The sequence below is a fragment of the Streptomyces sp. NPDC004134 genome (assembly GCF_042874195.1).
Taxonomy (GTDB): Bacteria; Actinomycetota; Actinomycetes; order Streptomycetales; family Streptomycetaceae; genus Streptomyces.
In genome coordinates this window covers 1-14,561 of sequence record NZ_JBIAMS010000008.1, presented here as the reverse complement: position 1 = coordinate 14,561, position 14,561 = coordinate 1, and the positions used below count along the sequence as shown (strand labels likewise).

The window sequence follows — 14,561 nt, the reverse complement described above, 5'->3', positions numbered from 1 at the left end:
TATACGTCAGGCCGGCCCCCTCGCCCTCGGCCTCGCCGCCGTGCTGCTGCTCGCCGGCTGCGGCACCGAGCCGGCGGACGGGGCGGTGGACGCCGGGGCCCCGACCGCGCCGGGCAACCCGACTCCGGTGGAGGTCGACGGCGTGACCCTTACCCGCGTCCACACGAACCCGGAGAGCGCGGAGCCGGTGCGGGTGGAGTTCGAGATCGCCAACCGGGGGCCGGAGGCGATGACGTACACCGTCGCCTTCGAGGTCCGTGCCGCCTCAGGCGAGGTGCTGTCGTACCCGGAGAAGATCGTGGAGTCGGTCCCGGCCGGCAGTACGGTGCCCGGCCAGGCCGACGTCACCGACACGATGTCGGCCGGGCGCGTGGCCCAGGTGCAGATCGGCGAGGTGCGCAGCGTCCCGGCGGACGAGGCGCCGTCGACGGGCGGTCCGTGCCCGCCCACGGGGGTGCGGCTGTACGCGGACGAGGGCAACGCCGCGATGGGCCTTCGGGTCGTCGGGCTGCACCTGGAGAACTGCGGCACCGAGATACACCGGCTGGAAGGCTATCCGCGCCTGCAACTCCTCGACGAGGAACATGCGGAGGTCACCGGCGTACGTATCCGCCGCGGCGGCGCCGCCATCGCCTCCGGCACCGGCGCGGACGCCCCGCCGTGGCCGCTGGCGCTGCAGCCGGGGGAGCGGGCGTCGACGCAGTTGGTGTGGCGCAACACGGTCGAGGCGGGCGAGCCGGTCGACGTTCCGTACGTACGGGTGTGGGCGCGGCCTGACGCCGCACCGGTGACGGTGGCGCCGGAACTGGACCTCGGCACGACGGGCGAACTCGGCGTCGGCGCCTGGCAGAAGACCGACTGACCTGCACGGATCCGGCCGGTCCCGCGCCGGTCCCGCGCCGGTCCCGCACCTGTCCCGCACCTGTCCCGCACCTGTCCCGCGCCGGTCCGTTACCGATCCCGCACTCCCGCCCAAGGGTAGCCACGCCCTGTGACATTGCCCCGGGGGCCCGCGGCGGCATTGCGCGCTTCGCACCGTGGCCTCCTGCCCCCGGGACACCGTCGCCCGACCTGCGGACTTGCGTCGGGAGGGCCGTGGGCTGCGTGTGATGTCAGAGGAGGCGCCTACCCTTGGGCGGGCGTGCGGGGTTTGTTGTTGCGTACGAGGTTTGTTGGCGTGCGAGGCTTGATGGCGCGGTTCCGGTGCGCTGCGGCGGCGCGTTCCGGAGTTACCTCGTGAACGTACGGATCCGATACCGCAATCCCGACCTGCCGAGCCGCCAGCCGCCGTCCTCCGCGACCCGCCACTCCCGTCCCGGCACCGGCGCGTACGTGTCGCCGTCCGCCACCGCCGTGTCGACCTCCGTCACCGAGAGCGTCGTGGCGTGCCCCAGCGCGGCCCGGTAGATCTCGCCGCCGCCGATCACCCACACCATCGTGGCCGCCGGCGAACCCGCGGCCAGTTCCAGCGCCCCGTCGACGGACCCCGCGCCGACCGCGCCCTCCGCCGTCCAGCGGGGGTCGCGCGTCACCACCACGTTGCGCCTGCCCGGCAGCGGGCGGAACCGCGGTGGCAGCGAGTCCCAGGTCCTGCGCCCCATCACCACCGGGTGGCCGAGGGTGGTCGCCTTGAAGTGCGCCATGTCCTCGGGGAGGCGCCACGGAATGCCGTTGTCCGCGCCGATCACGCCGTCGCGCGCCTGCGCCCAGATGAGCCCTACGTTCACACCGCGACCGGGGCCTTGATGGCCGGGTGGTGCCGGTAGCCGAGCATCTCGACGTCCCCGTACGCGTAGTCGAAGAGGGAGTCCGCCCGGCGCAGCCGCAGCTCCGGGAACTCGTACGGCGTGCGCGAGAGCTGCTCCGTCACCTGCTCGACGTGGTTGTCGTAGATGTGGCAGTCGCCGCCGGTCCAGATGAAGTCGCCCGGTTCGAGGCCGGTCTGCTGCGCGACCATGTGCGTGAGCAGCGCGTAGCTGGCGATGTTGAAGGGGACGCCGAGGAAGAGGTCCGCGCTGCGCTGGTAGAGCTGGCAGGAGAGCTTGCCCTCGGCGACGTAGAACTGGAAGAAGGCGTGGCACGGCGGCAGCGCCATGTTCTCCAGCTCGGCCACGTTCCAGGCGGAGACGATCATGCGGCGGGAGTCGGGGTTGCGGCGGAGGGTGTCGAGTACGTCGCTGATCTGGTCGACGTGCCGGCCGTCGGGGGTGGGCCAGGAGCGCCACTGGACGCCGTAGACGGGGCCCAGTTCGCCGTCCGGTCCCGCCCATTCGTCCCAGATGCTGACGCCGTGCTCCTGGAGCCAGCCGACGTTGGAGTCGCCGCGCAGGAACCACAGCAGCTCGTACACGATGGACTTCAGGTGCACCCTCTTGGTGGTGATCAGTGGGAAGCCCTGCGCGAGGTCGTAGCGCAGTTGGTGTCCGAAGACACTCCGGGTGCCGGTGCCCGTCCGGTCGGCCTTGGCCGTCCCGGAGGTGAGCACGGTTCGCAACAGGTCTTCGTACTGGGTGTCCGCCACAGCGGCGAGTCTACTGCCGCCCACCAGGCAGACCGCGAAGCGGAACTCCCGCCACCGCCCGGCGGCGGGTCCGGCCCCGGGTGCCGTACGGAACGGGCGCCCGGGGCCGTACGCGCTACTTGCGGCCGTGCCGCAGCCCGTGCACCGCGGCGATGGCCGCCGCCGCGCCGGCCGCGACCCCGGCGATGACGAAGCACAGGACGTACGCGTCGACGGTCGGCACCTCGGTGCCGTCGATGACCTGCGCCGCCAGCACCGCCGCGGTCGCGGCGCTGGCGATGCTGCCGCCGGCGGTGCGCACGAGGGAGTTGATGCCGCTGGCGATGCCGCTCTGGTCCATGGGCACGTGCTGGACGGCGAGCGTGCCGAGGGCCGCGTAGGCGATGCCGATGCCGAGGCCCTGGATGCCGCTGAAGATCATGACGTCGAGCGGGGAGTCGTGCATGAGCGCGAGCCAGACGTACGCGACGCCCGCGATGACCGAGCCGGTGGCGAGGGTCCAGGCGGCGCCGATCCGGGCCTCGATGCGGCCGGAGAGCGCGGAGAAGACCAGCATGGTGAGGGTGCTCGGCAGCATGTACAGGCCGACGTCGAGCACCGAGCCGGTGAGGCCGTAGCCGACCTCGGCCTCGGGGGTCTGGATGAAGTTCGAGATCAGGGTGAAGGCGGCGAACATCGAGAAGCCGAGGAGCAGCGAGGCGAGGTTCGCCGAGAGCGACTTGGGGCCGACGAGGATCTGCAGCCGTACGAGCGGCTCGCGCATCCTCAGTTCGACGGCCACCCAGACCGCGCACAGCACGACCGCGGCGGTGAACAGGCCGAGGATGCGGGCGTCCGTCCAGCCCCACGAGTTGCCCTGGCTGATGCCGATCAGCAGGCTGACCAGCCAGCCGCCGAGCAGGGCGGCGCCGACGAGGTCGGGGCGGCCGCCGAGGCGGCGGCCGCAGTCGCGGGTGCAGAACAGCACGAAGAGCAGTCCTACGGCGGCCATGGCGGCGGCGATCCAGAAGACCGGGTGGTGGGAGTCGGTGTTGTCGGCGATGAGACCGGTGACGAGCATGCCCACGGCACCGCCGACGCCGAGGGTGGCACTGACGACGCCGATGGCGGTCGTGACCTTCTCCCGCGGGTAGGAGTCACGGATCATCCCGATGGCCAGCGGGATGACGGCCGCGGCGGTGCCCTGGAGCGCGCGGCCGACGATGAGCAGGGCGAGGGAGTCGGCTATCGCGCAGATGACGGAGCCGGCGACGAGCATGCCCATCGTCACCGAGATCATCTTCTTCTTGCCGTACATGTCGCCGAAGCGGGAGAGCAGCGGCGTGGCGACCGCCCCGGCGAGCAGCGTCGCGGTGAAGACCCACGAGACGGCGGCGACGGAGATGTCGAACGTCTGCATGAGCTGGGGGAGCAGAGGCAGCACCAGCGTCTGCTGCAGCGATACGACGAGCCCGGCGGACGCCAGCGCGAGCAGCGTCAGGCCGGGTCCTGAGGACTGTCCCGGCCGGTCGGCGCGGCCGTCCTCGGCCACCGTGGTGGCGGTGTCTGTCATCGGGGTGGACTCCTGCGACGGGAAGTGGATTACTTGACTTACGCAAGCATGTGATACTTAGTTGAGTCAAGCAAATTAAGGTTAAAGTGATCCCCATGTCTGTCCGGCCACCTGAAGCCACCCACGTCTCCTCGGACGTGGCCGAGATCGAGCGTGCGCTCAGCCGCATCGCGTATCTGAGCAGCCGGGCGCGGCAGCACGACCGGCTGATGGCGCTGGCCGAGGTGCCGCTGGACCGGGCGGCGGTGGCGCTGCTGCGGCAGATCGACGACTCCGAGCCGCTGCGCCTGGGCGAGCTGGCGGACCGGCTGGGGGTGGAGGCGTCGCACGTGACGCGGCAGGTGCAGCAGTTGCAGAAGGCGGCGTACGTCTCCCGCGTCCCGGATCCGGACGACCGCCGGGCGCAGCGCATCCAGCTCACCGACGCGGGGCGCGAGGCGATCGGGCGGATCCGCGCGGTGGCGTGCCGGGGGATGCAGGGGGCGCTGGCGGGGTGGTCGCCGGAGGATCTGCGGACGCTGGCGGAGCTGTTCCACCGGATGGTCGACGACTTCGTCGCGCACGTCGACGAGTGGGCGGCGGAGGTGGAACGGCTCGCCGGCGGCGGCCCGGAAGGAGCGGGCGAGGCGGGCGGGCCGGCCGGGCCGGACGGGACCGGTGCCGCGGGCCGCTCCGGCGGCGACGACCCGTCGAAGGCGGGAGCCTGACGGGCTGAGGGCTCGTGCGGACGGGGTTCGGGATCGTCCACCGCTGACGACTCGCCGGGATCGCCCGGCCCCTGGCGGCACCGGAACGGCGCCGGTCTGTCACGAGGGTGCAGGGCCTCGTGGCCGTCTGCGCGGCACGGCTAGCCTGCGCGAATGAATCGGATGCAGCGGGCTGCCGGCGTGATCGTCGGTTCAGCGGTGGGTGACGCCCTGGGCGGCCCCTTCGAGTTCGGCCCCGGGGGAGCCTTCTCCGCGCGGTTTCCGGAGCCTGGAGCCGGTGGCGAGATGTGCGGTGGTGGTGGCTGGGACCCCGGCGAGGCGACTGACGACACGCAGATGGCCGTTCTGGTCGCGGACTCGCTGCTGGAACGCGGCGGACTCGACCTGGCGGACATCTTCGCCCGCTTTCAGCGGTGGGCGGCATCGGAGCCCAAGGACATCGGCCTGCAGACCGAAGACGTCCTGACCAACGGCCACTCCTGGGATCGCGCCGCCGCGGTCCACTTCCGGATCAACCAACGGGCGGCGGGAAACGGCTCGTTGATGCGGGCGTCGACCTCGGCGGTCCACTTCGCGGCCGCCGGTCGGGAAGCCGCCATGGACGCGGCCCGCCGCATCGCCGCTCTCACCCACGGTGACCGCGCGGCCTGGGAGGGCACCGCGATCTTCCACGAACTCGTCCGCGTCGCGTTCGAGGGCGCCGACCCCCTCGCCGCGATCCCGGACACCCTGGCTCTCGTCCACCCCGAGCACCGCGGCCGCTACGCCACCGTTCTCGCGCCCGGCTGGCACCCCGATCAGGCGACCGAGTTCAACGGTGCCGTCTGGCCCTGCCTGGGCTCCGCGGTCTGGGCCCTGCGTACCACCACGGGCTTCGAGGACGCGATACGCGCGGCGATCGACCTCGGCGGTGACACGGACACCGTCGCCGCGGTGACCGGGGGGCTCGCGGGGGCGTACTACGGACTGGAGGCGGTTCCCGTCCGCTGGGCCCAGCCGCTCCATGTCCCCCTGCCGGGCTTCGGCGACCGGGTGCTGCGCGTTGCCGAGCTGCTTCGGCTCGCAGAGCGGCTCGGCGGCTGAAGCGGTTCTTGCTCCGCAGTCCCCGCACCTGTGAGCGTCGGCTCCCGGTCGCGCCAACCGGCCCGACGGGGCGGGGGCTTGACGGCGTCGGGGGGCTCGGCTTCAATCCGTTGATAGGTCCAGACCAATAGCGCCACGCCCCCTCCCTGTTCGAGGCGGCCCGATCCCCGGCCGTCCGCAGAAATGTCATGCCTGCGTCATGCAATGCCCGTGCCGGTGCCGCCCTCGTCCGACCCGGGCACCCACCCCACCGCACTGGGAGGACCCGTGCGTATCCGAAACCGCTTAGTCGCCTACCTGGGCGCCGCGCTGCTCGCCGGCGCCGGCGCGGTGGCCCTGCCCGCCCCGGCACAGGCCGCCAACCTGCTGAACGACCCGGGCTTCGAGTCCGGCAGCCTGGCGAACTGGAACTGCGCCGACGGGGCCGGCTCCGTCGTGAGCAGCCCCGTGCACAGCGGCACCAAGGCGCTCGCCGGCGCCGCCAGCGCGAGCAGCAACGCCCGCTGCGCCCAGACCGTCGCCGTCCGGCCCGGCACCACGTACACCCTGTCCGGCTGGGTGCGCGGCGGCTACGTCTATCTCGGCGTGACCGGCGGCAACGCCACCTGGACGGCCTCCGCCGCCGGCTACACCGAGCTGACCACGTCGTTCACCACCGGCGCCAACCAGACGAGCGCCGAGGTCTACGTCCACGGCTGGTACGGCCAGGGCACCTACCACGCCGACGACATCAGCCTCGACGGCCCCGGCGGCCAGCCCGACACCGAGGCGCCCGGGGCCCCCGGCACCCCCCGCGTCACCGGCACTGCCGCCACCTCCGTCTCGCTCGCCTGGGGCGCCGCCACCGACAACGTCGGCGTCACCGCCTACGACGTCTACCGCGACGGCACCCTCGCCACCACGGTGACCGGCACCAGCGCCACCGTCACCGGGCTCACGCCCAGCACCGAGTACGCCTTCACCGTCCGGGCCAGGGACCGGGCCGGCAACGCCTCGCCGCCCACCTCCGCGGTGCGCGCCACGACCGGCAAGGACGGCGGCGGCGGTCCCGCCTTCGTCCAGGCCGCGCCGTACCTCTACCTGGGCTGGGGCAACCCGCCGAGCCCGACCGAGGTCATGAGCGCGACCGGCGTCAAGTGGTACACGATGGCGTTCATCCTGGCCCAGAACGGCTGCAACCCCGCGTGGGACAGCCAGCGTCCGCTCACCGGCGGCGTCGACCAGAGCAGCATCAACGCCATCCGCGCGGCCGGCGGCGACGTCGTCCCGTCCATCGGCGGCTGGAGCGGCAACAAGCTCGGCCCCAACTGCTCGACGGCCGAAGCGCTGGCCGGCGCCTACCAGAAGGTGATCGACGCCTACGACCTGAAGGCGATCGACGTCGACATCGAGAACACCGACGAGTTCGAGAACCCGGCGGTGCAGGACCGCATCCTGACCGCGCTGAAGATCGTCAAGCAGAACAACCCCGGGCTGCGGACCATCCTCACGTTCCCCACTCTCAACACCGGCCCCAACTCCTGGGGCGACCGCCTGATCGAGCGGGCCCACGCCCTCCAGGCGGACGTCGACAACTTCACGATCATGCCGTTCAACTTCGGCGGTCACGCGGACATGTACGGCAACACCGTCCGGGCCGCCGAGGGGCTGAAGGCCAAGCTCACCTCCGTCTTCGGCTGGAGCGACGCCGAGGCGTACGCGCACGTCGGCATCTCGGGCATGAACAACACCAGTGACGTGGGCGAGGTCACCACGCCGCAGATCTGGACCCAGATCCGCGACTGGGCCAACTCCCACCACATCGGCCGGATGGCCTTCTGGTCGGTCAACCGCGACCGCCCGAACTGGGAGTTCACCCGCATCACCGCCGGCTTCACCGGCTGAACCACCCGCACACCGCTACGTGTGCGCCGGCACCCCCGGGGTCCGCCCCGGGGGTGCCGCCGCGTCCGGCGCGTCCGGCGCGTCCGCAGGGCGTGCGGCGCGACGGCGGAGGGCGAGCGTGATCAGCAGGGCGAAGGCGGCGACCGCGGTGAGCGTCCGCAGGTTGTTGTAGAGATCCCAGCGCCGGAGTATCTCCGCGTGGTCGGCGGGGGCCGAGGAGACGGCCCACCTCTTGATGTCGGCGTTGATCGGCACGTTGCCGAACCGGGTGATGAGGAACGAGGCCGCCGCGAGGAGTGTGGCCCCTGCGGCGAGCAGCCGCTCGCGGCCGCGGTGCAGCAGGGCGAGGGCGAGCGCGCTGAGCGCGGTGAGCGCCATCGCCGTCTGCATCACGGGCGAATTCATCTTCATCAGCTCGGCGTGGAACGACAGGCGGGTCTCCAGCGGCACGGCGTCGAACGTCGGGCCGAGGTTCACCGCGCCGTAGCCGAACGCGCCGGCGAGCAGCCCGGCGGAGAGCAGGGCGACGGCGGTGAGGATACGGATCGGCACGTGCTAACTCCGTGGTGTCGGGGGTGGTTCGGCGGGTGGTGGCGCGGGCGGGAGTGGTACGGCGTGCGGCCGCACGGCGTCGGGGGTGTGGCGGAGGGCGGGCCGATGTCGGATGGTCCGGTGTCAGGCCGTGCCGTCTCAGGCCCTGCCGGGTCGAGTGGTCTGGTCATGCGCGCCGGTGTCAGGCGGTGCGGTGTCCGGTGGGTCGGACGGGGGCGGGCCCGGTGTGTAGCCGGCTTCCTCCACGGCGGCGTGGATACGCTCCCGCGGCACCGGGCCCTCCGCCCGTACGACGACCGTCTCGGCCTCTATGTCCACGCGCACGTCCGTGACGCCCGGGACCCGGCCGATCTCCTCGCCGACGATGGCCGCGCAGTGACTGCACACCATGCCCAGCACGGTGTGACGGGTCTCGATCACGGGCCGTCCCCCTCCTCGCTCGCCGCTGTCCCGCGCGGGCCGTTCCCGTCCGCCCCCGGGTCCTTGATGGTCCTGCTGAGCTGGTGCGTCCTGCGTATCCGGCCGTCCGGGGCCAGCTCGCCGAAGAGATGGACCTCCGTGGCCGTGCGCCTGCCCCTGCGGTCCGTGGCGTGGATCGTGAAGCGGGCCGCGATCCGCTCCCCGTCCCGCAGCGCCTCGTGCACCTCGAACGCGAAGTCCGCCAGGTTCTTGCGGACCGGGCGGATGTGCGCCACCAGCCGCTCCCGGTCGATCCGGATCCCGTCGGCCGTCTGCACGATGTCCGGCGTGTAATAACGATCGACGACCGGGCCCGGGTCGCTGCCGTCCGCCGTGATCTCCCGCGTGAAAGAGGTGAAGAACTCGGCCATGAACTGGCGGGCTGTGTCTGTCATCTCGCTCCCCCCTCCGGTGGCGGGCAAGCCCGCGCGCACGGCGACGTAGCACCCGCAGGGCGCTATCTCTTACACTCCGTAAGATATAGCGCCCGATCTAACTTTGACAAGGTGTAAGACTTTGCCGTCCAAGGGATCCAGCGAATCCGCCGAGCCCGCGGGCCGGCGCCCCGCCCCGCGCCGCCGCCGCGCCGACGCCGAGCGCAGCAGGTCCGCCATCGTCGACGCCGCGGTCCGGCTGCTCGGCGAGCGGCCGGAGGCGAGCGTCGAGGCCATCGCCGCCGCGGCGGGCGTCACCCGCCAGACCGTCTACGCCCACTACACCTCGCGCAACGAGGTGCTCACCGCCGTCTTCGACCGCGTCACCGCGGAGACCGACGCCGCGCTCGACGCCGCCCGCCTCGACGAACTCCCCGCCGCCACGGGTCTGCTGCGGCTGCTCGACGTGAGCTGGGAGATCGCCGACCGCTACCCGGGCCTCCGGCACGCGGAGCCGCCCCCCGCGGACCGCCGGCAGGAGGACGAGCAGCACCGGCCGATCACCGACCGGCTGGAGCGGATCGCCCGCCGCGGCCAGGAGTCGGGGGATTTCGTACGCGACGCCGAGCCGCACTGGCTGGCCGCCGCCACCGTCGCCCTCGGCCACGCGGCGGGAGCGGAGGTCGCCGCCGGCCGGATGACCCCGGCCGCGGCGGCGGAAGCCCTGCGCGTGGGGGTGCTGCGTCTGCACGGGGCGGAGGAGGAGAAGTAAGGCGGAGGAGGAGAAATAAGGAGGGCTTGCGCCCCGAGGGTGCCTACGGCCTGTGCCCTGCCCGCGGACCGCGGGGCCGTGCCCGGTGCGTACGCCGCCCGCAGGCACCCGCCCCCGAGTGCCGGGCAGCCCGGGCCCGGCCGGACCCCACGCCCGCCGGGCCCGGGAGGCTCGAGATACGACCCGCGACCCGGGCCCGTCGACCCGGGCCGCGGGGCCCTTCGCAAGGCCGGGCGCCCCCGTGCTCGCCCCGCCCCGCGCGGCGCCCCTCGGCGCCGCCGTCTTACCGCACGTCGCGGCCGTCAGACCTGCTGCCTCCCCGGGCCGTTCCGGCGCTGGTTGTACACCAGCGCGCCGCCCGCGAAGATCACCGCGCCCGCGCCCGCCAGCGCAGCCGGCAGCACCGCGGAGGAGTCGTCCGACGAGGAGGCCAGGTTCGACTCGCCCGCGTTCAGCGTCTCCACCGCCTGCGCCTGCGGCGCCGCCGCGCCGTGGTCGCCGTGCGCGCCCTTGACCGGGTCGGCCTTGGTGTTCTCCTGGCCTTCGCCCAGCGCCTTGACCTCGTCCGCCGACATCGCGCCGGGCGTCAGCCCGGTGACCTCGCCGTTGCCGCCGTCGAAGACGACGTCCGAGCAGGAGAAGAAGTTCTCCTGGCTGTCCGAGCGGATCCACTGGATGAACAGCATGTGCTGCCCGCTGCGCTGCGGCAGTTGCAGGTTCCAGTAGTAGTGCCCGCCGTCAGAGCCGGCGCCGCCCGCCTGCGGCGGGTTGGTGACCGTCTGCAGGTGCGTCAGGTCGCCCCAGGCCAGCGTCTTGGACGGGCTCCAGCCGTTGTTGGTGATGTAGACCTCGAACCGGCCCGGGTGGTGCGCCCAGTTGCTGTACTCCAGGTTGATGTTCGAGCCGGAGGTGAGGTGCGTGAGCGGCCAGTCGGTGCGGGCCGAGTTGTACGACGAGAAGTTGTACGGGCTGCGGTCGCCGGCGCTGCAGAGCTTGCCGTCCGGTACGTAGCCCTGGGCCCGCCCGCCGGCGTTGGAGTCCAGCACGGCGAACCAGTTGTACAGCGGCGTCGTGCCGGCGGACTGCACCGCCGCCTTGCACGCCGGGTTCTGCGGCATCTGCGTGGAGCTGTTCGCGATCAGGTCCTTGTAGCACAGGAACGTACGCGAGCCGGGCACCATCGCGACGCCGTGGGCCGACGCGGGTGTCGGCACCGCCAGCGCGGCGGTCGCGACGCCCGCGACCCCGGCGAGTGCGAGCGTGCGCCGGAGACGGAGTGATCTTGCGGCGCGGACGAGTCGTTGGACAGCCATGGTCATGGTCTCCTTCGGGTTCTCCCTGAGCGCTGACGCGAGAGCCCGCGACCTCGGTGCGCGTGCCGGACCGCCGGGCCGTCCCGGAGCACGGGGCTCGGGCCCGGGGCCGGGGCCGGCGACCGACCTGGCAGGGGGTCTCACGTTCGTCGTGAACAGGTCAATGGGAGCGCTCCCATTGACGGTAGCGCGGGATTTCGCGCCTGTAAACGGAATGTGCGCCTGCGTGACGACATCTCTTCCCCCGCTCCGGGCATGGGCCGGCCGGCCGCGTTGTTGCCGATCACGACAGCCCCGCCGCGAACAGGAGAAACACATGCCCGAGATCCGCGACGCCCAGGTCGTCGTCTTCGACGTCCTCGGCACGCTCGTCGACGAACCCGGCGGGCTGCGCGCGGAGATCCGCGCCGCCGCCCCCGCCGCCGACGACACGGCGGCCGGCGAACTCCTCGCCCTGTGGCAGCGGCACGTCGAGACCGAGCAGGCGCGGATGGCCCGGGGCGAGCGCCCGTACGCCGACAGCGAGACCGTCGACCGCGAAGCCGCCGAACTGGTGGCCGCGCGCGCCGGCGTCACCGACCCGGCGGCCGTCGACCGACTGGCCACCGCCACCCGGCGGCTGCCCCCGTGGCCCGACTCCGCCGCCGGGCTCGACCGCATCGCCCGGCACTTCCCCGTCGCCGGGCTCTCCAACGCCTCCGGCCCCGCGCTCCTCCACCTCGCCGCCCACGGCGGGCTGCGCTGGCACCAGGCCCTGTCGGGCGCGGCGGTACGGGCCTACAAGCCCGCCCCCGAGGTCTACCGGCTCGCCGCGCAAGCCGCCGGCTGCCCGCCCGAGCGGGTGCTGATGGTCGCCGCCCACGCCTGGGACCTGCGGGCGGCACAGGAGAACGGGCTGCGCACGGCGTACGTCCCGCGGCCGGTCGGCGATCCGCCGGCGGCGACGGACGCGTTCGACTGGCACTTCGACGGGCTGGAGGGCCTTGTCCAGGCGCTGACGGCGGAGTAAGGCGCACGGCGGGTGCGCCGGCAGAAAGGCGCGGCGGGCCGAGCGGGCCTGTAGCGCGTATCCGGTCGGCATGCGTGTGACCGGACGTGGGCGGCGGATGTGCAGCAGCGCGCGCTGCTGCACAACCGCGGTGGTCCTTACGCCGCCGCAAGCGCGCTCTGCAAGTCCCCATCGGCCCCACTCGGCGCACCCGTCCCGCAAGGGGCGCGCGGTACCGGGTGTGCTTCCGTGACCCGCGGCAAGGCCGGGTTCTGCCTGTTCGGCGGGGCCGCGATGGGCCACGCTCTTCCTGGCGGCTCATGTGCCAGCCGGGGGGCGGGTGTTCCGGGACCCCTCCCGGCTCCGGTGCCGAAAGATGGGGACGGCCCGCCGGTGGCTCGCCCGAGAAAGGGATCACGATGGAAACGTTTCCCCCGATGCCCAGCGAGCCGCCCTCCGAACCCGAGAGGACCGCCGGCTCCGGGCAGCAGCCCACCGAACCCGACATCCTCGCGTCCGGGCCCGGCCGCCCGGTGTTCGAGCCGGCGCCCGTGCCCGTACGGGCGAGGGACCCGTACGCCGTCGGGCTCGCCAACGCCTCGCTGCTGGGCATCGGTTACGGGATGCTCCGCAAGCCCCGGATCGCGGTCGGCACCGCGGGCGTGTCGGTCATGCTGGTCATCCTGCTGGCGACGGCCGGACGGAACGCGTGGTTCCAGGCCGTCGTGCTGGCGTGGTGGATCGGCGTCACGGTGCACGGCTGGTATCTCGCCGGCGGCCGCCTGCCCCGCCGCGGCGCCGCCGCGCCGGGGGCATTACCGCAGGCCACGGAGGCGCAGCCAACGGAGCCCGCACGGCCCGCCGTAGCGGCACACGGGGCGGAGCCCGGGCCCGGGCCCGCCGACGCGCCCCCGCCCCCCGCCGCACCCCCCGTGCTCCCCGCGAACGTGCGCCGCGACCGCCTCATCGCCCTCCTCGTCGCCGCCCCCGTCCTCCTCGCCTGCACCGCCCTGCGCCTCGACGCCTCCCGGATCGAGGGCAACGCCGCCGACGCCCACCGCGCCGGCGAGTGCGACCAGGCCGTCTCCGACCTCGACGGCCTCTGGTTCGGCCACCGCCTCGCCGACGCCCCGCTCACCGCCCGCGCAGAGGACAGCACCGAGGCGTGCGAGCTGCTGCTCAAGGCCGAGAGCGAGTCCGACCGCCACCGCCTGCGCGCCACGCGCACCCTCCAGGAGTACGCGAAGCACCCCGCCGCGCTCTGGAAGGGCGCCGACGACCGCCGGGCGGACCTCATCCTCGCCGAGGCCGGGTACAAGCTGGAAGCCGGGCTGACGGGCGACGCGAACGCGCTGAGTGCCGGTTTCGGCCATCTCGGCACCGTCCTCGACGAGTTCACGGGCAAGAACGGCGGCAAGGACCGCAGCGGCGACGTGGACGAGGCGCTCGACGAGTTCCTCGGCGCGCTCCCCACCGACGACGCCTGCCAGACCGGGAAGGTCGCCGACTGGCTCGCGCAGCGCGAGAGCGGCGACGACGCGCTGGACCGGGCCGCCGACGTCGTCCCCGAGGTCGCGCCCGCCGCGCTGGTCGGCTGCGGTGACGCGCTGATGGCCGACGGCACCTGGGAGGAGGCCCGTACGCAGTACCGGCAGCTCCTCGACGAGTATCCCGGCCATGAGCTGGCCGGGGCGTCCGAGGACGGGATCGAGCGCGCGGACCTGGCCATCCAGCTCGACCAGGTGCGCGGGCTGCTGTCCGGCGCCGGCGGCGGCAAGCCCGAGTACTGCGACAACCCGGCCCCGTACCGCGGGGCGAAGCCCTACCGCGGTGGCGGCCCGCACCGCGCGATGCTCTACGGGCAGAACAAGCACCGCTCCAAGCTCCCGTCCTCCTGGAAGGCGCAGGACGCGAAGGACGCGGTGGTGGTGATATGCGCGGGCGAGACCGACTACGGCGCCACGGTCGCGACCTGCCCGTACGAGTACGGCCCGGGCAACAGCAAGATCCAGAACGTGTCGTTCAAGAACCGGAGCATCCCGGTCCGGGTGTACGAACTGCGCACCGGCAAGCTGGTGGAGAAGACCAGCGTGGAGATAGGCGGCTCCAGTTGCCCGGCCCTGCTGCCGTACACGTACTACGACATCGACACGGGACCGCCGTCCGAGGTGTACGTCACGTCGTCCAAGTCCGACGTGCGGGCGGGCTACGAGTCGCTGATCCATCGCTGAGGTCCACCCCTGAGAGCCGGGGGGGGGGGGGGGGGGGGGGGGGGGGGGGCGCCGCGCCCCCCCCGGGGGGGGGGGGGGGGGGCCCCCCCGGGCGCGGCGGGGGGGCCCCCCCCCCCCGCCCGCCG

Annotated in this window: 14 protein-coding genes; 7 read left to right on the top strand and 7 right to left on the bottom strand. The window is 73.2% G+C overall.

Translation table 11 applies throughout. From position 1 onward, the window contains the following. Nucleotides 1–85: 85 nt before the first annotated feature. Complete coding sequence (locus tag ACFYVJ_RS13075; protein WP_388890413.1) at nucleotides 86–862, top strand: DUF4232 domain-containing protein; 777 nt, start codon at nucleotides 86–88, stop codon at nucleotides 860–862. A 367-nt stretch (nucleotides 863–1,229) separates the two neighbouring features. On the opposite strand, the gene ACFYVJ_RS13070 is transcribed toward ACFYVJ_RS13075, so the two are convergent. The 3 genes from ACFYVJ_RS13070 to ACFYVJ_RS13060 form a co-directional block, all read right to left on the bottom strand. Further along, nucleotides 1,230–1,727, bottom strand: a complete 498-nt coding sequence (locus ACFYVJ_RS13070; protein WP_388889967.1) for a dihydrofolate reductase — start codon at nucleotides 1,725–1,727, stop codon at nucleotides 1,230–1,232. After that, nucleotides 1,724–2,521: a thymidylate synthase gene (locus ACFYVJ_RS13065; protein ID WP_388889965.1), complete on the bottom strand. Its 798-nt coding sequence runs from the start codon at nucleotides 2,519–2,521 to the stop codon at nucleotides 1,724–1,726. The genes ACFYVJ_RS13070 and ACFYVJ_RS13065 overlap by 4 nt, the downstream gene beginning before the upstream one ends. A gap of 115 nt (nucleotides 2,522–2,636) precedes the next feature. Next, entirely contained in the window at nucleotides 2,637–4,073 is a 1,437-nt protein-coding gene (locus tag ACFYVJ_RS13060; RefSeq protein ID WP_388889963.1) for an MFS transporter, read from the bottom strand. Between the two features lie 95 nt (nucleotides 4,074–4,168). On the opposite strand from ACFYVJ_RS13060, the gene ACFYVJ_RS13055 reads away from it, so the two are divergent. From ACFYVJ_RS13055 to ACFYVJ_RS13045, 3 genes are all read left to right on the top strand, one after another. After that, entirely contained in the window at nucleotides 4,169–4,780 is a 612-nt protein-coding gene (locus tag ACFYVJ_RS13055) for a MarR family winged helix-turn-helix transcriptional regulator (RefSeq protein WP_388889961.1), read from the top strand. Nucleotides 4,781–4,933: 153 nt separating this feature from the next. Beyond that, nucleotides 4,934–5,863 (top strand): ADP-ribosylglycohydrolase family protein, encoded by a 930-nt coding sequence (locus ACFYVJ_RS13050; protein WP_388889958.1) that lies wholly within the window; start codon nucleotides 4,934–4,936, stop codon nucleotides 5,861–5,863. A gap of 267 nt (nucleotides 5,864–6,130) precedes the next feature. Continuing rightward, nucleotides 6,131–7,747 carry a carbohydrate binding domain-containing protein gene (locus ACFYVJ_RS13045; protein WP_388889955.1) on the top strand — a complete coding sequence of 539 codons (1,617 nt, stop codon included), beginning with the start codon at nucleotides 6,131–6,133 and terminating at the stop codon, nucleotides 7,745–7,747. A gap of 15 nt (nucleotides 7,748–7,762) precedes the next feature. Here the strand turns inward: ACFYVJ_RS13045 and ACFYVJ_RS13040 are convergent, their stop codons facing one another. The 3 genes from ACFYVJ_RS13040 to ACFYVJ_RS13030 form a co-directional block, all read right to left on the bottom strand. Continuing rightward, nucleotides 7,763–8,299, bottom strand: a complete 537-nt coding sequence (locus ACFYVJ_RS13040; RefSeq protein ID WP_388889952.1) for an anthrone oxygenase family protein — start codon at nucleotides 8,297–8,299, stop codon at nucleotides 7,763–7,765. Nucleotides 8,300–8,437: 138 nt separating this feature from the next. Then, the gene (locus ACFYVJ_RS13035) at nucleotides 8,438–8,719 is read right to left on the bottom strand and encodes a heavy-metal-associated domain-containing protein (protein WP_388889949.1); all 282 of its coding nucleotides are present in this window, start codon (nucleotides 8,717–8,719) and stop codon (nucleotides 8,438–8,440) included. Further along, complete coding sequence (locus ACFYVJ_RS13030) at nucleotides 8,716–9,153, bottom strand: nuclear transport factor 2 family protein (RefSeq protein WP_388889946.1); 438 nt, start codon at nucleotides 9,151–9,153, stop codon at nucleotides 8,716–8,718. The genes ACFYVJ_RS13035 and ACFYVJ_RS13030 overlap by 4 nt, the downstream gene beginning before the upstream one ends. A gap of 121 nt (nucleotides 9,154–9,274) precedes the next feature. Between ACFYVJ_RS13030 and ACFYVJ_RS13025 the strand changes: the two genes are divergently transcribed. After that, complete coding sequence (locus ACFYVJ_RS13025; protein ID WP_388889943.1) at nucleotides 9,275–9,904, top strand: TetR/AcrR family transcriptional regulator; 630 nt, start codon at nucleotides 9,275–9,277, stop codon at nucleotides 9,902–9,904. 302 nt (nucleotides 9,905–10,206) lie between these two features. Here ACFYVJ_RS13025 and ACFYVJ_RS13020 read toward each other — a convergent pair whose 3' ends face one another. After that, nucleotides 10,207–11,223, bottom strand: a complete 1,017-nt coding sequence (locus ACFYVJ_RS13020) for a lytic polysaccharide monooxygenase (protein WP_388889940.1) — start codon at nucleotides 11,221–11,223, stop codon at nucleotides 10,207–10,209. A gap of 310 nt (nucleotides 11,224–11,533) precedes the next feature. Between ACFYVJ_RS13020 and ACFYVJ_RS13015 the strand changes: the two genes are divergently transcribed. Continuing rightward, nucleotides 11,534–12,226, top strand: coding sequence for a haloacid dehalogenase type II (locus tag ACFYVJ_RS13015; protein ID WP_388889936.1), 693 nt, complete (start codon nucleotides 11,534–11,536; stop codon nucleotides 12,224–12,226). A gap of 398 nt (nucleotides 12,227–12,624) precedes the next feature. Then, a complete protein-coding gene (locus ACFYVJ_RS13010; RefSeq protein WP_388889933.1) occupies nucleotides 12,625–14,436 on the top strand; it encodes a tol-pal system YbgF family protein in 1,812 nt (603 codons plus the stop codon). Nucleotides 14,437–14,561 lie beyond the last annotated feature (125 nt).

Excerpts from the sequence above, each read along its gene's own strand:
- ACFYVJ_RS13060 (WP_388889963.1), bottom strand. The coding sequence starts at position 4,073 with ATGACAGACACCGCCACCACGGTGGCCGAGGACGGCCGCGCCGACCGG.
- ACFYVJ_RS13055 (WP_388889961.1), top strand. The coding sequence starts at position 4,169 with ATGTCTGTCCGGCCACCTGAAGCCACCCACGTCTCCTCGGACGTGGCC.
- ACFYVJ_RS13050 (WP_388889958.1), top strand. The coding sequence starts at position 4,934 with ATGAATCGGATGCAGCGGGCTGCCGGCGTGATCGTCGGTTCAGCGGTG.
- ACFYVJ_RS13030 (WP_388889946.1), bottom strand. The coding sequence starts at position 9,153 with ATGACAGACACAGCCCGCCAGTTCATGGCCGAGTTCTTCACCTCTTTC.
- ACFYVJ_RS13020 (WP_388889940.1), bottom strand. The coding sequence starts at position 11,223 with ATGACCATGGCTGTCCAACGACTCGTCCGCGCCGCAAGATCACTCCGT.
- ACFYVJ_RS13015 (WP_388889936.1), top strand. The coding sequence starts at position 11,534 with ATGCCCGAGATCCGCGACGCCCAGGTCGTCGTCTTCGACGTCCTCGGC.
- ACFYVJ_RS13010 (WP_388889933.1), top strand. The coding sequence starts at position 12,625 with ATGGAAACGTTTCCCCCGATGCCCAGCGAGCCGCCCTCCGAACCCGAG.